The following is a 14599-nucleotide window of genomic DNA, read 5'->3' as shown; positions in this document are numbered from 1 at the left end:
TGGCTGTCTCGGTATTGATCGGGGATCGCACGACGCGATGGGGCGATCCCGGAAAGATACAGCCTGCGCGGGATAAGCGCAGGCTGCAACAAGAGCTTCGCGGCTGAAGCCGCTCCTACAAGAGCGGCAGCGCAGGCTAGAGCGCCTTGACCTCAATGATTTCCACGTCGAACTGCAGCGTCTTGCCGGCCAACGGATGGTTGAAGTCGATGGTGACCTGCTTGTCGTCGAACGCCTTGACCACGCCCGGCAGTTCGGCGTTGGCGGCGTCGTTGAAGATCACCAGCAGGCCCTCGGAAAGCTCCATGCCCTCGAACTGGCTGCGCGGCATGACCTGCACGTTCTGAGGATTGGGCTGGCCGAAACCCTGCTCCGGCTGCACCTGCACGCTGCGCTTGTCGCCGGCCTTGAAGCCGTACAGCGCCTGCTCGAAACCGGGCAGCAGGTTGCCGTCGCCGACCTTGAAGGTCGCCGGCTGCTTGTCGAAGGTGCTGTCGACCACATCGCCGTTTTCCAGCTTGAGGGCGAAATGCAGGGTCACTTCCCTGTCCGGACCGATGCGTACGTCTGTCATTGCGCAGCCTCCTTCGCGGACTTGTCGCTCTTGAACATATCCAGCGCCAGCAGGATGGCGCCGATGGTGATGAAGGTGTCGGCCAGGTTGAACGCCGGGAAGAACCAGCGGCTCTGCCAATGCACCAGGATGAAGTCGACCACGTGGCCGAGCACCACGCGGTCATACAGGTTGCCCAGCGCGCCACCCAGGACCATGGCCAGGGCCACGGCCAGCAACGTCTCGTGACGCTTGAGGCGCTTGAGCCAGATAACCAGCACGACGCTGACGACGATGGCGATGGCGGCGAAGAACCAGCGCTGCCAGCCGGCGGCATCGGCCAGGAAGCTGAATGCCGCACCGGTGTTGTAGGCCAGGGTCCAGTCGAAGTAGCCAGGAATCACTTCGATGCGCTGATACATGCTCAGCATGCCCTCGAAGATGTCCTTGGTCACCCGGTCGGCGACCAGGATCAGCACGCTCAGCAGCAGCCAGGGCAGATGCCCGAAACGCGAGGACTCAGGCATGCTTGCGTACCTCACCCTCGCCTTCGATGTTGCTCACGCAGCGGCCGCACAGCTCAGGATGCGCAGCATGGCTGCCGACATCGGCGCGGAAGTGCCAGCAACGGCCGCACTTGGCGTGGGCGGACTTGAGGATCTTCAGCTTCAGGCCTTCGACCTCGGTCACCACCGCATCGGCCGGCGCATCGGCCAGCGGCGCGGTCTGCGCCGCCGAGGTGATCAGGGCGAAACGCAGCTCGTCGCCGAGCTTGGCCAGGTCGGCCTGCTTGGCGTCGTCGCAGAACAGGGTGACCTCGGCCTGCAGGCTGGCACCGATGGCCTTGGCCGTGCGCAGGTTCTCCAGCTCCTTGTTGACCGCAGCCTTGACCTCCATGACGCGGTCCCAATAGGCACGGTCCAGCTCGAAGCCTTCCGGCAGACGCTCCAGGCCCGCGTACCAGGTGTTGAGCATCACCGACTCGTTGCGCTCGCCCGGCAGGAACTGCCAGATTTCCTCGGCGGTAAACGCCAGGATCGGCGCGATCCAGCGCACCAGCGCCTCGCTGATGTGGAACAGCGCGCTCTGGCAGGAGCGGCGCGCCACGCTGTCGGCGGCAGTGGTGTACTGGCGGTCCTTGATGATGTCCAGGTAGAAGCCGCCCAGCTCCTGCACGCAGAAGTTGTGCACCTTGGAATAGACGTTCCAGAAGCGGTAGTCGGCGTAGGCTTCGATGATTTCTTCCTGCAGGCGCAGGGCTGCGTCGACGGCCCAGCGGTCGAGGTCGAGCATCTGCTCGGGCTGCAGCAGGTCCTTGGCCGGATCGAAGCCGTTGAGGTTGGCCAGCATGAAGCGCGCGGTGTTGCGGATGCGGCGGTAGGCGTCGGCGCTGCGCTGCAGGATCACCTTGGACACGGCCATCTCGCCGGAATAGTCGGTGGAGGCGACCCACAGGCGCATGATGTCGGCGCCCAAGCTGTCGTTGACCTCCTGCGGCGCAACCACGTTACCCAGCGACTTGGACATCTTGCGGCCGTTCTCGTCGACCACGAAGCCGTGGGTCAGCAGCGCCTTGTACGGCGCGTGACCATCGATGGCACTGCCGGTCAGCAGGGACGAATGGAACCAGCCGCGGTGCTGGTCCGAGCCTTCCAGGTACAGGTCGGCGCGCGGGCCGGTGGTGTGGCCGAGACCGTGCGAGCCACGCAGCACATGCCAGTGGGTGGTACCGGAGTCGAACCAGACGTCGAGGGTGTCGTTGATCTTGTCGTAGTCAGCCGCTTCAGCACCCAGCAGCTCGGCAGCGTCGAGCTTGAACCAGGCTTCGATGCCCTCTTGCTCGACACGCTTGGCGACCTCTTCCATCAGCTCGACGGTGCGCGGGTGCAGTTCGCCGGTGGCCTTGTGCAGGAAGAACGGGATCGGCACGCCCCAGTTGCGCTGACGCGAGATGCACCAGTCCGGGCGGCCGGCGATCATGCTGTGCAGACGCGCCTGGCCCCAGGCCGGCACGAACTGGGTCTGCTCGATGGCGGCCAGCGCGCGCTCACGCAGGGTGCCGCCCTGCTTGGGCTGAGTGTCCATGCCGACGAACCACTGTGCGGTAGCGCGGTAGATCAGCGGGGTCTTGTGGCGCCAGCAATGCATGTAGCTGTGCTGGATCGGCTGGTGCTTGAGCAGCGCACCGACTTCGGCCAGCTTCTCGACGATGGCCGGGTTGGCCTTCCAGATGAACTGGCCGCCGAAGAACGGCAGGTCCGGGGCGTAGACGCCATTGCTCTGCACCGGGCTGAGGATGTCGTCGTTGCTCATGCCGTAGGCTTTGCAGGTACGGAAGTCGTCCTCACCGTAGGCCGGCGACGAGTGGACGATGCCGGTACCGGCGCCCAGCTCGACGTATTCGGCCAGGTACACCGGCGAGAAACGCTCGTAAAACGGGTGACGGAAGCGGATCAGCTCCAGCGCCGCGCCCGGCGCGGTGGCGATCACCTGGCCCTGCAGGCCGTAGCGCTGCAGGCAGGACTCGACCAGTTCCTCGGCCAGCAGCAGGATGCGCTCGCCGGTGTCTACCAGGGCGTAGGTGAATTCCGGATGGACGTTGAGCGCCTGGTTGGCCGGGATGGTCCAGGGCGTGGTGGTCCAGATGACGATGGCGGTCGGCTTGCTCTGCTCGCTCAGGCCGAAGGCGGCGGCCAGCTTGTCTGCGTCTTCGATGGGGAAGGCAACGTCGATGGCATCGGATTTCTTGTCCTGATACTCCACCTCGGCCTCGGCCAGGGCCGAGCCACAGTCGAAGCACCAGTTCACCGGCTTCAGGCCCTTGAACACGAAGCCCTGCTTGACCATCTCGGCCAGGGCGCGGATCTCGCCGGCCTCGTTGGCGAAATCCATGGTCTTGTACGGATTGTCCCAGTCGCCCAGCACACCGAGGCGGATGAAGTCGGCCTTCTGCCCTTCGATCTGCTCGCTGGCGTAGGTGCGGCAGCGCTCGCGGGTCAGGTCCGCCGGCTGGTTCTTGCCGAAGGTGGTTTCGACCTTGTGCTCGATCGGCAGGCCGTGGCAGTCCCAGCCCGGCACGTAGGGCGCGTCGAAGCCGGCCAGGGTCTTGGAGCGGGTGATGATGTCCTTGAGGATCTTGTTCACCGCATGACCGATGTGGATGCTGCCGTTGGCATAGGGCGGGCCGTCGTGCAGGACGAACTTCGGCCGACCTTCGCCAATCTTGCGCAGCTTGCTATACAGGCCAATCTCGTTCCAGCGCTGCAGGGTCTGCGGCTCGCGTTGCGGCAGGCCGGCCTTCATCGGGAACTGGGTATCGGGCAGGTTCAGCGTAGCTTTGTAGTCGGTCATTTCGGGCTCTTCATCAGCGGGTGGCTCTGCCAATATTCACGGGCAGCGGCGATATCAGCGGCAATCGCCGCCTTCAAGGCCTCCAGCGAGGCGAAACGCTGCTCATCACGCAGCTTGTGGTGGAAAGCCACCGAGAGGCGCCGGCCATACAGATCGCCGGCAAAATCCAGAAGGTGCACTTCCAGATGGGCGCGGCCGTCACCGGCAACGCTGGGGCGCACGCCGATATTGGCGACGCCCGGTTGAATCACGCCATCGATTTCGCAGCTCACCAGATAGACCCCGGTCAGCGGCACCTTGCGCCGCTTGAGCTGGACGTTGGCAGTGGGCGCATCGAGCTGGCGGCCGAGCTTCTGCCCGTGCAATACGCGCCCGGCGATGCGAAACGGCCGGCCGAGCAAGGCTTCGGCCAGCTCGAAATCGCCATCGGCCAGCGCCTGGCGCACGCGCGTGCTGCTGACCCGGCCGCCGAGCACTTCGACGGTGGTCGAGGCATCGACGCTGAAGCCGTAACGCTGGCCGGCGGCCTTGAGAAATTCGAAATCCCCGGCACGGTCGCAGCCGAAGCGGAAATCGTCGCCGATCTCCAGATCCTTCACGCCCAGGCCATCGACCAGCACACGCTGGACGAACTCGGCGGCCGACAACTCGCGCAGGCGGCGGTTGAAGGCCAGGCACAGCACCAGGTCGACGCCTTCGGCGGCCAGCAGGGCGAGCTTGTCGCGCAGGCGAGTCAGACGCGCCGGCGCAGTGTCCGGACCGAAGAACTCACGCGGCTGCGGCTCGAAGATCACCACGCAACTGGGCACGGCCAATTCCGCAGCACGCTCGCGCAGGCGCGCCAGGATGGCCTGGTGCCCACGATGAACGCCGTCGAAATTACCGATGGTGACCACACAGCCCCGCGCCTGGGGCTGCAGGTTATGAAGACCTCGAACCAGCTGCATAGCACGCTTCTTGTTCACAAAGTGGCCGATTATACGCACAGCAGGCCATGCACAACAGGCATCGCGAAGCCGGGAGTCGTAGGTGCGCCGTGCGCACCGGTCCCGCCGCGACCTGCTGGTGCGCACGGCGCACCCTACAACAGCTATAGCGCCCTGCGCGCGAAGTCGCGCAGACGAAACCCCAGCAGCAGCAGCGTGCCGAAGTACACCACCACGCCGGCAAGCACCAGCGCGCCCAGGCGCAGCAGACGCAGCGGCATCTCGCCCTCGGCCCAGGCCGGCATTATCTGCAGCAGCCCCAGCAGCACCGCCACCATCACCGCCACCGCCACCGCCAGCTTGAGCAGGAACAGCCCCCACCCCGGCAGCGGCTGGAAGATATCGGCGCGGCGCAGCTGCCAGTACAGCAGGCCGGCGTTCAGACAGGCCGCCAGGCTGATCGCCAGCGCCAGGCCGACGTGCGCCATTTCCAGACCGAAGACGAACAGCGCGTTCATCGCCTGGGTCGCCAGCAGACTGACCACCGCGATGCGTACCGGCGTCTTGATGTTCTGCTGTGCATAGAAACCCGGCGCGAGGATCTTCACCAGGATCAGCGCCAGCAGGCCGACCGCGTAGGCCATCAGCGCCTGCTGGGTCATCAGCGAATCGTTGGCGGTGAACTTGCCGTACTGGAACAGCGACACCACCAGCGGCTCGGCGAGAATTGCCAGCGCCAGGGTGCAGGGCAGCACCAGCAGGAAGCACAGGCGCAGCCCCCAGTCGAGCAGGCGGCGGTATTCGTCACGGTCCTTGCTCGCGTAGGTTTTCGATAGCGCCGGCAGCAGGATGGTCCCCAGCGCCACGCCCAGCACCCCCGAGGGCAGCTCCATCAGGCGGTCGGCGTAGTACATCCAGGACACCGAGCCGGCCACCAGGAACGAGGCGAAGACGGTGTTGATGATCAAGGAAATCTGGCTGACCGACACGCCGAAGATCGCCGGCCCCATCTGCTTGAGCACGCGCCAGACGCCCAGGTCGCCGAAACTCAGGCGCGGCAGTACCAGCATGCCGATCTTCTTCAGATGCGGCAGCTGCCAGAGTAACTGTGCCAGCCCGCCAACCAGCACGGCCCAGCCCAGCGCCATGATCGGCGGATCGAAATAGGGCGTCAGAAACAGCGCGAAAACGATCATGCTGACGTTGAGCAGGGTCGGCACGAATGCCGGCACCGAGAAGCGGTTCCAGGTATTGAGAATGGCGCCGGCCAGCGATGACAGGGAGATCAGCAATATATAGGGGAAGGTCACTCGCAGCAGATCGACGGTCAGCTCGAAACGCTCGGCCTCGGCAGCGAACCCGGGCGCCGTGGCCCAGACTATCCAGGGCGCCGCAAGCACGCCGATGGCCGTGACCAGCGCCAGCACCAGGGTCAGCAAACCGGACACGTAGGCGATGAAGGTGCGCGTGGCCTCCTCGCCCTGCTGCATCTTGTACTCGGCCAGGATCGGCACGAAGGCCTGCGAGAACGCCCCTTCGGCAAAAATACGGCGCAGCAGATTGGGCAGCTTGAACGCCACCACGAAGGCATCCGATGCCACTCCCGCGCCGAAGGTGCGGGCGATGATGGTGTCGCGCACGAACCCCAGCACGCGCGACACCATGGTCAGAGAGCTGACGGCAGCCAGGGATTTGAGCAGATTCATGGGGTGTTTCGGCTTCCATAAAGAGGTGCAGTAGCGGACAATCCGCCGCCCAACGAAGGCGACGAGTGTAGCGAGCCACCACTGGTCAGGCCAGCACAGGAAAGCGTCATCAGACTTGACAGCAGGCAGATGGATCGGCATGATTCGCGGCCTTATTTGTCGTAACCCCCCAGTTTTCGAGGAGCTTGACGGTGGCCAACTCACCTTCTGCCAAAAAACGCGCCAAACAGGCTGAGAAGCGCCGTAGCCATAACGCCAGCCTGCGCTCGATGGTTCGTACCTACATCAAGAACGTGGTCAAGGCTATTGCTGCCAAGGATCTCGAGCTTGCCAAGACCGCTTACACTGCAGCCGTTCCGGTCATCGACCGCATGGCTGACAAAGGCATCATCCACAAGAACAAAGCCGCTCGTCACAAGAGCCGCCTGAACGCGCACATCAAGGCGCTGGGCGAAGCTGCTGCCGCCTAATCGCGACAGGTTCTTGAAAAAACCGGCCCTTGAGGCCGGTTTTTTATTGCCCCGAATTCACGATCCGCAGCCCATAAAAATGGCCGGGAGGCATTTCGACGGCCCGCTGGGTGGCCGCCATGGATGGCAGGCCATAAAAAATGCCCGCCTCCTCAACGGAGCGCGGGCATTTTTGCCTATGCCTACCAGAATCAGCCGCGAGCAGCCTTGATCACTTCGATATAGGGCTCGGCATTACGCTGATCCTGAATCAGGGCGATGAAATCATTGCCCTGCGCATCGGTGGCGGAGAGGTCGTAGCCTTCGGCGACGAAGAAGCCTACGAAACGCTCGAAATCATCGATACGCAGACCGCGGTAAGCCTTGATCAGCTTGTGCAGCGAAGGCGGCGTGGCGTCCGCTGGTTCCACCGCAAGGAACAGCTTGATCGAGTCATCGCTGATTTCTTCGCCAATCACCTGCTTCTTGTCTTTACGCATCGCCCGCTCCCGCCAGCATTACAGAGGGCCGGCAGTGTACCGCCGAGCCGCGCGCGGCTCAACGCGCAGCCGGGCAGGCTAACACGCGAGCAGGCGACACGACAGCCGACCTAGGTCATGCCGCAGCCCGTGGTCGTGCTCCTATAATGCGCCAAGCCACTAGGGAGCCAGCATGTCACGCCCATCGTTACCGCTGTTCGCCGCCTGGCGCCAGACGCTGCGCGCCGGTTACTCGTGGAAGGCCCTGCGCGGAGACCTGAGCGCCGGTCTGACGGTGGGCATCATCGCCATTCCGCTGGCCATGGCGCTGGCCATCGCGGTGGGCGTGGCACCGCAGCACGGCCTCTATACCGTGCTGATCGCCGCGCCCCTGATCGCCCTGTGCGGCGGCTCGCGCTTCAACATCTCCGGCCCAACCGCCGCCTTCGTGGTGATCCTGCTACCGATCACCCAGCAATACGGCCTCGGCGGATTGCTGCTGTGCACGCTGATGGCCGGGCTGATCCTGATCAGCCTGGGCCTGCTGCGCGCCGGACGCCTGATCGAATTCGTGCCTTATCCGGTGACCCTGGGCTTCACTGCCGGCATCGGCATCGTCATCGCCATCCTGCAGATCAAGGACCTGTTCGGCCTGCACCTGGCCGGCGCGCCGCAACATCTGCTGGAGCAGGTGAATCTTCTGGTGCGCGCCCTGCCCAGCCTGCAACCCGGCGACACGCTGGTTGGCATCGCGTGCCTGGCGACGCTGCTGATCTGGCCACGCCTGGCGCCGAAGATTCCCGCCCACCTCGTTGCTCTGGCGATTGGCGCGCTGCTCGCGCTGGCCCTGGAACGGCTCGGGCTGCCGGTGGCGACACTGGGCGAACGCTTCAGCTATCAGCTCGACGGTATCGAGCATCCCGGCATTCCGCCCTTCCTGCCCAGCCTGGCGATACCCTGGAGCCTGCCCGGCGCTGACGGCCAGCCGCTGGTAGTGTCCTTCGAGCTGATTCGCCAACTGCTCGCCCCGGCATTCGCCATCGCCATGCTCGGCGCCATCGAGTCACTGCTGTGTGCTGTGGTGGCCGACGGCATGACCGGCAGCAAGCACGATCCCAACGCCGAACTGATCGGCCAGGGCCTGGGCAATCTGGCCGCGCCCTTCTTCGGCGGCATCACCGCCACTGCGGCCATCGCCCGTACGGCCGCCAATGTGCGCGCCGGCGCCTTCTCGCCGCTGGCGGCACTGGTCCATGCCGGGGTGGTGCTGGCCGCCATCCTGCTGCTCGCGCCGCTGTTCAGCTACCTGCCGATGGCGGCTCTGGCCGCGCTGCTGTTGATGGTGGCGTGGAACATGAGCGAACCCCACCATGTTGCCCACACCCTGCGCATCGCCCCACGCAGCGATGTGCTGGTGCTGCTGACCTGCCTGGTGCTGACGGTGCTGTTCGACATGGTGCTGGCCGTTGGCGTCGGCCTGCTGCTGGCCGCCGGCCTGTTCATCAAGCGCATGAGCGAGCTGACCGATACGGCCGCCCTGAACCGCCAACAGCGAGAAGCGCTGCAAGACCTGCCCGAGCACGTACTGGCCTACGCCATTCGCGGCCCGCTGTTCTTCGGCGCGGCAGAGAAGGCCCTGAGCGTGCTGCGCCGCTTCACGCCCGGCGTGAAAGTGGTGGTGGTCGATATCAGCGCCGTGCCGCTGCTGGACATGACCGCCCTGGCGGCGCTGGACAACGTGCTGCGCGACTATCGCCAGCAGGGCGTGGCGCTGATCCTCAGCGGCCCCACCGCCCAGGTACGCCTGCAACTGCGGCGCGCCGGCGTGCAGCGCCGCGAAGGCGAGCTGGCATATGTGCGGGATCTGCCGCAGGCGCGGGAAAAGGCCTTGCGCTGGCTGGAGGCGAGCCCCGACGCGCAGCACGCCATGTAGGGGGCGCCGTGCGCACCGGGAAAAGCATCAGGAAAGCTGGTGCGCGCAGCGCACCCTGCGCGTTACAACCGCTTACAGCCCCTTGACCGCGTAAATGCCGGCGGCGTTGCGCCAGTAGCCCTTGTAGTCCATGCCGTAGCCGAAGATGTAGCGGTCGATGCACTGCAGGCCCACGTAGTTGGCCTTCAGGTCGGGGCGCGCCTTGCGCTCGTGCTCCTTGTCGATCAGCACTGCCGTGTGTACCGCACGCGCGCCGGCATGGCGGCAGAAATCGATGATCGCGCCCAGGGTATGCCCTTCGTCGAGGATGTCGTCGATGATCAGCACATCGCGGTCGATGAAGGAGACTTCCGGCTTGGCCTTCCAGAACAACTCGCCACCGCTGGTTTCGTTGCGATAACGCGTAGCGTGCAGGTAGGACGCTTCCAGGGGGAAGTTCAGCTTGGTCAGCAGCTTGCCGGAGAAGATCAGGCCGCCGTTCATCACGCAGAACACCACCGGGTTGCGCTCGGCCAGTTCGGCGTTGATCTGGCTGGCAACCTTGTCGATGGCCGCTTCCACCTCGGCTTCGGTGAACAGGCAATCGGCTTCCGCCATGACTTGACGGATATGCGCGAGATCGGCGGACATGGGCGTTCTCTCTCAAAGGGCTGATGAATAGCGGGGACAGCTGAAAACTGATCGACCCGTCAAATAAAAGCGGGCAAAGGTACAGACCCGCAGGGCGCTTGCCAAGCCTCGACTGACCAGCGTAGCCGATGCTCGCCAAGCGACAGGCGTGACCCATCAGTCACCCACCACTTGGCATGAGCAATGCTTTAATCTAACGCGATTTTTCCCAGAGCCCCGTTGGAGATCCCAGCCCATGCCCACTCGCGAGATCCGCCACCCGCTGATCCGTCACAAGATCGGCCTGATGCGCCGCGCCGATATCAGTACCAAGAATTTCCGCGAGCTGGCCCAGGAAGTCGGCGCCCTGCTGACCTATGAAGCCACCAACGACCTGCCGCTGGAAAGCTACGAGATCGAAGGCTGGGCGGGCGCCGTGCAGGTGGAGAAGATCGCCGGCAAGAAGATCACCGTGGTGCCCATCCTGCGCGCCGGCATCGGCATGCTCGACGGCGTGCTCAGCCTGATCCCAGGCGCCAAGGTCAGCGCCGTGGGCGTGGCGCGCAACGAGGAGACCCTCGAAGCGCACACCTACCTGGAGAAGCTCGCGCCGGAAATCGACTCGCGCCTGGCCCTGATCATCGACCCGATGCTGGCCACCGGCGGCTCCATGGTCGCTACCATCGACCTGCTGAAGAAGGCCGGCTGCAAGGACATTCGCGCCATGGTGCTGGTCGCCGCCCCCGAAGGCATCAAGGCAGTCGAGCAGGCGCACCCGGACGTGACCATCTTCACCGCCTCCATCGATCAGCGTCTGAACGAACACGGCTACATCATTCCGGGCCTGGGTGATGCTGGCGACAAGATTTTCGGCACCAAGCAGAAGGACGCCTGAGCATGTCGCGAACGGAATTCAACGACCCGCTGTGGCGCCAGGGCATTTCCGGCGCGCAAATGCTGTTCGTGGCCTTCGGCGCTCTGGTGCTGATGCCGCTGATCACCGGCATGGACCCCAACGTCGCGCTGTTCACCGCCGGTATCGGCACCCTGCTGTTCCAGCTGGTGACCAAGCGCCAGGTGCCGGTGTTCCTGGCCTCCAGCTTCGCCTTCATCGCGCCGATCCTGGCCGCCAAGGGCGAGTTCGGCCTGCCTGCGGTGATGGGCGGCGTGATCGCCGCCGGTCTGGTCTACATCCTGCTCTCGGCCCTGGTGAAACTGCGCGGCCCTGGCTTCATCGACCGCCTGTTGCCGCCGGTGGTGATTGCTCCGGTGATCATCTCCATCGGCCTGGCGCTGTCGCCGGTGGCGGTGAACATGGCCATGGGCAAGGCCGGTGACGGCAGCGTCGAGCTGGTGCCCTACAGCACCGCGATGATGATCTCGATGCCGGCCTTGCTCACCACCCTGCTGGTGGCCGTGCTCGGCCGCGGCATTTTCCGTCTGGTGCCGATTCTCGCCGGCATCGCCGTTGGCTGCGCGATCTCGGCCGTGCTGGGGGTGATCGACACCAGCGCAGTGGCACAGGCTTCCTGGCTCGCCGTGCCCAATTTCATCGCACCGGAGCTGCATTGGGGGGCGATCCTGTACATGGTGCCCGTGGCGCTGGCGCCGGCCATCGAGCATATCGGCGGCGTGGTCGCCATCGGCAACGTCACCGGCAAGAACTTCGTCAAGAAGCCCGGCCTGCATCGCACCCTGCTCGGCGACGGCCTGGCCACCTCGGCAGCTGGCCTGTTCGGCGGCCCGCCCAACACCACCTACGCCGAAGTCACTGGTGCGGTGATGCTGACCAAGAGCTACAACCCGAAAGTCATGACCTGGGCTGCGGTCTTCGCCATTGCCCTGGCCTTCATCGGCAAGTTCGGCGTGGCCCTGCAAAGCATTCCGGCTCCGGTGATGGGCGGCATTCTCTGCCTGCTGTTCGGCTCCATCGCCGTGGTCGGCCTCAATACCCTGATCCGCCATCAGGTCGATCTGTCCGAGGCGCGCAACCTGATCATCGTCTCGGTGACACTGGTATTCGGCATCGGCGGCATGGTGATCGGCGGCAAGGAATTCGCCCTGTCGGGCATTTCCCTGTGCGCGGTCAGCGCCCTGCTGCTCAACCTGCTGCTGCCTGGCGGCGCCGGCTGGCGCAACCGGGATCTCGAACAGAGCTGAGCCTGCTGCAACGAAAAAGCCCGCGAGTGAATCGCGGGCTTTTCATTTCAGCGACCAACCGGCCTGCTTACCAACCCACGCCGAAGCCCAGGGTGTAGCGGGTTTCGTCCAGGTCGCCGTCGGCGCCGCTGACGATGTCCTTCTCGGCCTTCATGTTCAGCGAGGCCCAGTCGGTGACCTTGTAGCGCAGGCCCACTTCGGCATCCAGGGTGTAGTCGGCCACGCCCTCGAGCGGCTTGCCGACTTCACCGGAGCTGAACAGCTCCACGGTCTTGCCGATCAGGTAGCGGTTGTAATCCCACTTGACGCTCAAGGCGTAGAACCGATCCTGCTCGCCATCGCTGTAGCGGTAGTCGCTGCGGTTGGCCAGGGTGGCGATGGAGAAGGCGCCCAGCTCGTTGTCCCAGAACTGGTAACCCGGACCGGTACCCAGGGTACGCTGGCGCTCGACCTCTTCGATGCGATCGCGCTTGTACTCGAAGCGCCCCTGCCAGAACCACTGCTCGGTGAGGAAGCGGTCGAGGGCGTACTCGGCGCTCCAGTTATCCGTGCTCACCACGTCGTTCTTCAGCTCGCGGTTGTAATCGGCCTGCGCGTTGTGCCGCCACAGGCCATGACGCGCCTGGGTCTTGACGTCCACATCGTAGTCGTCGGAATCGCGCTCGCCGCGCTTGTAGTCCAGGGCCAGATCGACGTTGCCCTTCCAGGTGAAGTCCTCCACCAGCGGCTTGGGCTTCATGATCTGCTCGATCTGCGCCAGCTCGACGGTGGTCGGCACATCGCCATTGGCCAGGGTCACCTTGCCCGGCTCGGCCGCGAGCAGCGCCTTGGCGCGCTCACCGTTGACCGGACCGAGCTTGACCAGCAATTCGTGGTCGCTCTCGAGGGTGGCGATCTTCTTCCAGCTCAGCGGGATGGAACCGCCATAGTCGGTTTCCAGCAGCAGCTTGCTGCCGTCGAAGAAGCGGATGGTGCCGGTCAGGCGGTCACCATTGGTCAGCCAGACGGTATCGGCTAGGGTTGCGGAGCTGAGCATGGTAAGGCTCAGACCAAGCAGGGATAAGGATTTTGCACGCGACATGGCAGGTCTATACGGCTCTGGTGGGCGAAAAACCGGGCATTATGCGCAAGCCCGACGCTAGAGCAAGAGCTGACCGGCCACGCGCAGCGGAGTTCAGCGTTTCCGCCGAGCGGCACCGCGTGGCGCGGCTGGCGGAGGGAGTTACCGGCTTACCAACCGATCCCGACGCCGAGCAGGTAATGGCGGTCGGAAACCGTCTGGCCCAGGCCTCGCAGCTGATCCAGCTCGTAGAGGAGCGACAGCCGCGCCCACTGGTTGAGGCGATAACGCAGGCCGAACTCGCTGTCGAGCACGTAGTCGATCTCATCGATGTGCGGGAGCTGCAGCTCGGCGTTGGCATAGAACTCCAGACGCGTACCCCACAGCAGGCGCTTGTAGTCCAGCTCGATGGAGGTGGTGTTGAAGGCCCGATCGGCCAGATCGGACTCCAGACGCACGCGGTTGAACTGGCCGATCAGGTCGAACCGTCCCAACTCGTTGTCCCAGAAGCGATACCCCGGCCCGGTACCCAGAATGCGCTGACGGTCGATGGTTTCGAACTCATCCTCGCTCTGCTCCAGCCCGACCCGCCAGAACCAGTGCTCGGTGAAGAAACGGTCGAGGTCGTACTCCAGCTCCCAGTTGTCTTCGACCTTCTTGTCGTTCTTGGTCTCACGCTCCAGCTCGCCACTGAGCACGTGGCGCCAACGACCATGCTCGACCCGCGTATTGCCCTTGAGCTTCCACTCGTCGACGTCGTTCTGGTTGCGCTTCATGTCCAGCTTGGCATCGAGATTGCCCTCCCAGACACGGTCCTCCAGCAGCGGGCGCGGCGGAACCAGGCGGGTGATCTGCGCCAGCGGCAGCACGTACTCGCGCTCGCCCTGTACCCGCACCATGCCACTGCCGGCGGCGGCCAACCTTTCGCCTCGCTCGCTGTCGAAACCGCTACGCCTGACCAGCAGGGGCTTGTCCGAACTGAGGGTGTCGATATCCTTCCAGTCGATCAGCACCTGGCCGGCATACTTGGTCTTGAGCGCCAGCTTGCCGCCATCGAGCAGGACAATCTCACCGCTCAGACGGTCGCCGTTGTTGAGCCAGACGGTGTCTGCCAGGGCCGGGTTCATCAGGACAGCAAGGATCAAGGCGAGCAGTACGCGCATGATAAGGAAGACCCACATGACTGGAACGAACCCGCCAGAGTCTGCATGGCAGGCGCCGCCGCCGGCAAGCGCCGACGCCCGCCGCGAGGCCCTGTATCTGGTGCTGGCGCAGGTGCCGAGCGGCAAGGTCGTCAGCTATGGCGAACTGGCCCAGCTGGCCGGGCTTGGCCGCGCCGCGCGCTGGGTCGGGCGTACCCTGAGCCAACTGCC

The 14599-nt window shown here is 64.7% G+C and carries 14 protein-coding genes; 5 read left to right on the top strand and 9 right to left on the bottom strand.

The genetic code is table 11. The features are described 5' to 3' along the window. Nucleotides 1–136 precede the first annotated feature (136 nt). The 5 genes from N7333_RS17390 to murJ form a co-directional block, all read right to left on the bottom strand. On the bottom strand, nt 137–574 hold the full coding sequence (locus tag N7333_RS17390) for a peptidylprolyl isomerase (protein WP_095460632.1): 438 nt from the start codon (nt 572–574) through the stop codon (nt 137–139). Then, nucleotides 571–1080: a signal peptidase II gene (gene lspA, locus N7333_RS17385; protein ID WP_129483933.1), complete on the bottom strand. Its 510-nt coding sequence runs from the start codon at nt 1078–1080 to the stop codon at nt 571–573. The genes N7333_RS17390 and lspA overlap by 4 nt, the downstream gene beginning before the upstream one ends. After that, nucleotides 1073–3904, bottom strand: coding sequence for an isoleucine--tRNA ligase (ileS, locus tag N7333_RS17380; RefSeq protein WP_129483932.1), 2832 nt, complete (start codon nt 3902–3904; stop codon nt 1073–1075). Before ileS ends, lspA begins: the two co-directional genes overlap by 8 nt. Next, on the bottom strand, nt 3901–4851 hold the full coding sequence (gene ribF / locus N7333_RS17375; RefSeq protein ID WP_129483931.1) for a bifunctional riboflavin kinase/FAD synthetase: 951 nt from the start codon (nt 4849–4851) through the stop codon (nt 3901–3903). The genes ileS and ribF overlap by 4 nt, the downstream gene beginning before the upstream one ends. Before the next feature lie 143 nt (nt 4852–4994). After that, a complete protein-coding gene (murJ, locus tag N7333_RS17370) occupies nt 4995–6536 on the bottom strand; it encodes a murein biosynthesis integral membrane protein MurJ (protein WP_129483930.1) in 1542 nt (513 codons plus the stop codon). Nucleotides 6537–6727: 191 nt separating this feature from the next. Between murJ and rpsT the strand changes: the two genes are divergently transcribed. Continuing rightward, complete coding sequence (gene rpsT / locus N7333_RS17365) at nt 6728–7006, top strand: 30S ribosomal protein S20 (protein ID WP_003243036.1); 279 nt, start codon at nt 6728–6730, stop codon at nt 7004–7006. Between the two features lie 191 nt (nt 7007–7197). Here the strand turns inward: rpsT and N7333_RS17360 are convergent, their stop codons facing one another. Then, a complete protein-coding gene (locus tag N7333_RS17360; RefSeq protein WP_021488129.1) occupies nt 7198–7485 on the bottom strand; it encodes a PA4642 family protein in 288 nt (95 codons plus the stop codon). Nucleotides 7486–7657: 172 nt separating this feature from the next. Here N7333_RS17360 and dauA point away from each other — a divergent pair, with 172 nt between their 5' ends. Next, nucleotides 7658–9397, top strand: a complete 1740-nt coding sequence (gene dauA / locus N7333_RS17355) for a C4-dicarboxylic acid transporter DauA (protein ID WP_129483978.1) — start codon at nt 7658–7660, stop codon at nt 9395–9397. A 72-nt stretch (nt 9398–9469) separates the two neighbouring features. Here the strand turns inward: dauA and N7333_RS17350 are convergent, their stop codons facing one another. Continuing rightward, nucleotides 9470–10027 (bottom strand): hypoxanthine-guanine phosphoribosyltransferase, encoded by a 558-nt coding sequence (locus N7333_RS17350; RefSeq protein ID WP_003243028.1) that lies wholly within the window; start codon nt 10025–10027, stop codon nt 9470–9472. Between the two features lie 235 nt (nt 10028–10262). Here N7333_RS17350 and upp point away from each other — a divergent pair, with 235 nt between their 5' ends. Beyond that, nucleotides 10263–10901: a uracil phosphoribosyltransferase gene (gene upp, locus N7333_RS17345; RefSeq protein WP_003243027.1), complete on the top strand. Its 639-nt coding sequence runs from the start codon at nt 10263–10265 to the stop codon at nt 10899–10901. Between the two features lie 2 nt (nt 10902–10903). Then, a complete protein-coding gene (locus N7333_RS17340) occupies nt 10904–12166 on the top strand; it encodes a uracil-xanthine permease family protein (RefSeq protein ID WP_129483979.1) in 1263 nt (420 codons plus the stop codon). Between the two features lie 67 nt (nt 12167–12233). On the opposite strand, the gene N7333_RS17335 is transcribed toward N7333_RS17340, so the two are convergent. Together N7333_RS17335 and N7333_RS17330 are read right to left on the bottom strand one after the other, a co-directional pair. Next, entirely contained in the window at nt 12234–13247 is a 1014-nt protein-coding gene (locus N7333_RS17335; protein ID WP_129483980.1) for a DUF481 domain-containing protein, read from the bottom strand. A 149-nt stretch (nt 13248–13396) separates the two neighbouring features. After that, on the bottom strand, nt 13397–14389 hold the full coding sequence (locus N7333_RS17330) for a DUF481 domain-containing protein (protein WP_129484025.1): 993 nt from the start codon (nt 14387–14389) through the stop codon (nt 13397–13399). Nucleotides 14390–14405: 16 nt separating this feature from the next. Between N7333_RS17330 and N7333_RS17325 the strand changes: the two genes are divergently transcribed. Continuing rightward, nucleotides 14406–14599, top strand: a 194-nt coding sequence (locus N7333_RS17325) for an MGMT family protein (protein ID WP_279859162.1), incomplete at its 3' end; no start/stop codon positions are given.

The sequence above is a fragment of the Pseudomonas sp. GD04158 genome, assembly GCF_029834875.1.
Taxonomy (GTDB): domain Bacteria; phylum Pseudomonadota; class Gammaproteobacteria; order Pseudomonadales; family Pseudomonadaceae; genus Aquipseudomonas; species Aquipseudomonas hydrolytica.
Note: the sequence above shows the minus strand (reverse complement) of the source record. Positions and strands in the feature narration are given on the sequence as shown.

Excerpts from the sequence above, each read along its gene's own strand:
- N7333_RS17390 (WP_095460632.1), bottom strand. The coding sequence starts at position 574 with ATGACAGACGTACGCATCGGTCCGGACAGGGAAGTGACCCTGCATTTC.
- N7333_RS17360 (WP_021488129.1), bottom strand. The coding sequence starts at position 7,485 with ATGCGTAAAGACAAGAAGCAGGTGATTGGCGAAGAAATCAGCGATGAC.
- N7333_RS17340 (WP_129483979.1), top strand. The coding sequence starts at position 10,904 with ATGTCGCGAACGGAATTCAACGACCCGCTGTGGCGCCAGGGCATTTCC.
- dauA (WP_129483978.1), top strand. The coding sequence starts at position 7,658 with ATGTCACGCCCATCGTTACCGCTGTTCGCCGCCTGGCGCCAGACGCTG.
- ribF (WP_129483931.1), bottom strand. The coding sequence starts at position 4,851 with ATGCAGCTGGTTCGAGGTCTTCATAACCTGCAGCCCCAGGCGCGGGGC.
- N7333_RS17330 (WP_129484025.1), bottom strand. The coding sequence starts at position 14,389 with ATGCGCGTACTGCTCGCCTTGATCCTTGCTGTCCTGATGAACCCGGCC.
- N7333_RS17350 (WP_003243028.1), bottom strand. The coding sequence starts at position 10,027 with ATGTCCGCCGATCTCGCGCATATCCGTCAAGTCATGGCGGAAGCCGAT.
- upp (WP_003243027.1), top strand. The coding sequence starts at position 10,263 with ATGCCCACTCGCGAGATCCGCCACCCGCTGATCCGTCACAAGATCGGC.
- N7333_RS17335 (WP_129483980.1), bottom strand. The coding sequence starts at position 13,247 with ATGTCGCGTGCAAAATCCTTATCCCTGCTTGGTCTGAGCCTTACCATG.
- murJ (WP_129483930.1), bottom strand. The coding sequence starts at position 6,536 with ATGAATCTGCTCAAATCCCTGGCTGCCGTCAGCTCTCTGACCATGGTG.
- lspA (WP_129483933.1), bottom strand. The coding sequence starts at position 1,080 with ATGCCTGAGTCCTCGCGTTTCGGGCATCTGCCCTGGCTGCTGCTGAGC.
- ileS (WP_129483932.1), bottom strand. The coding sequence starts at position 3,904 with ATGACCGACTACAAAGCTACGCTGAACCTGCCCGATACCCAGTTCCCG.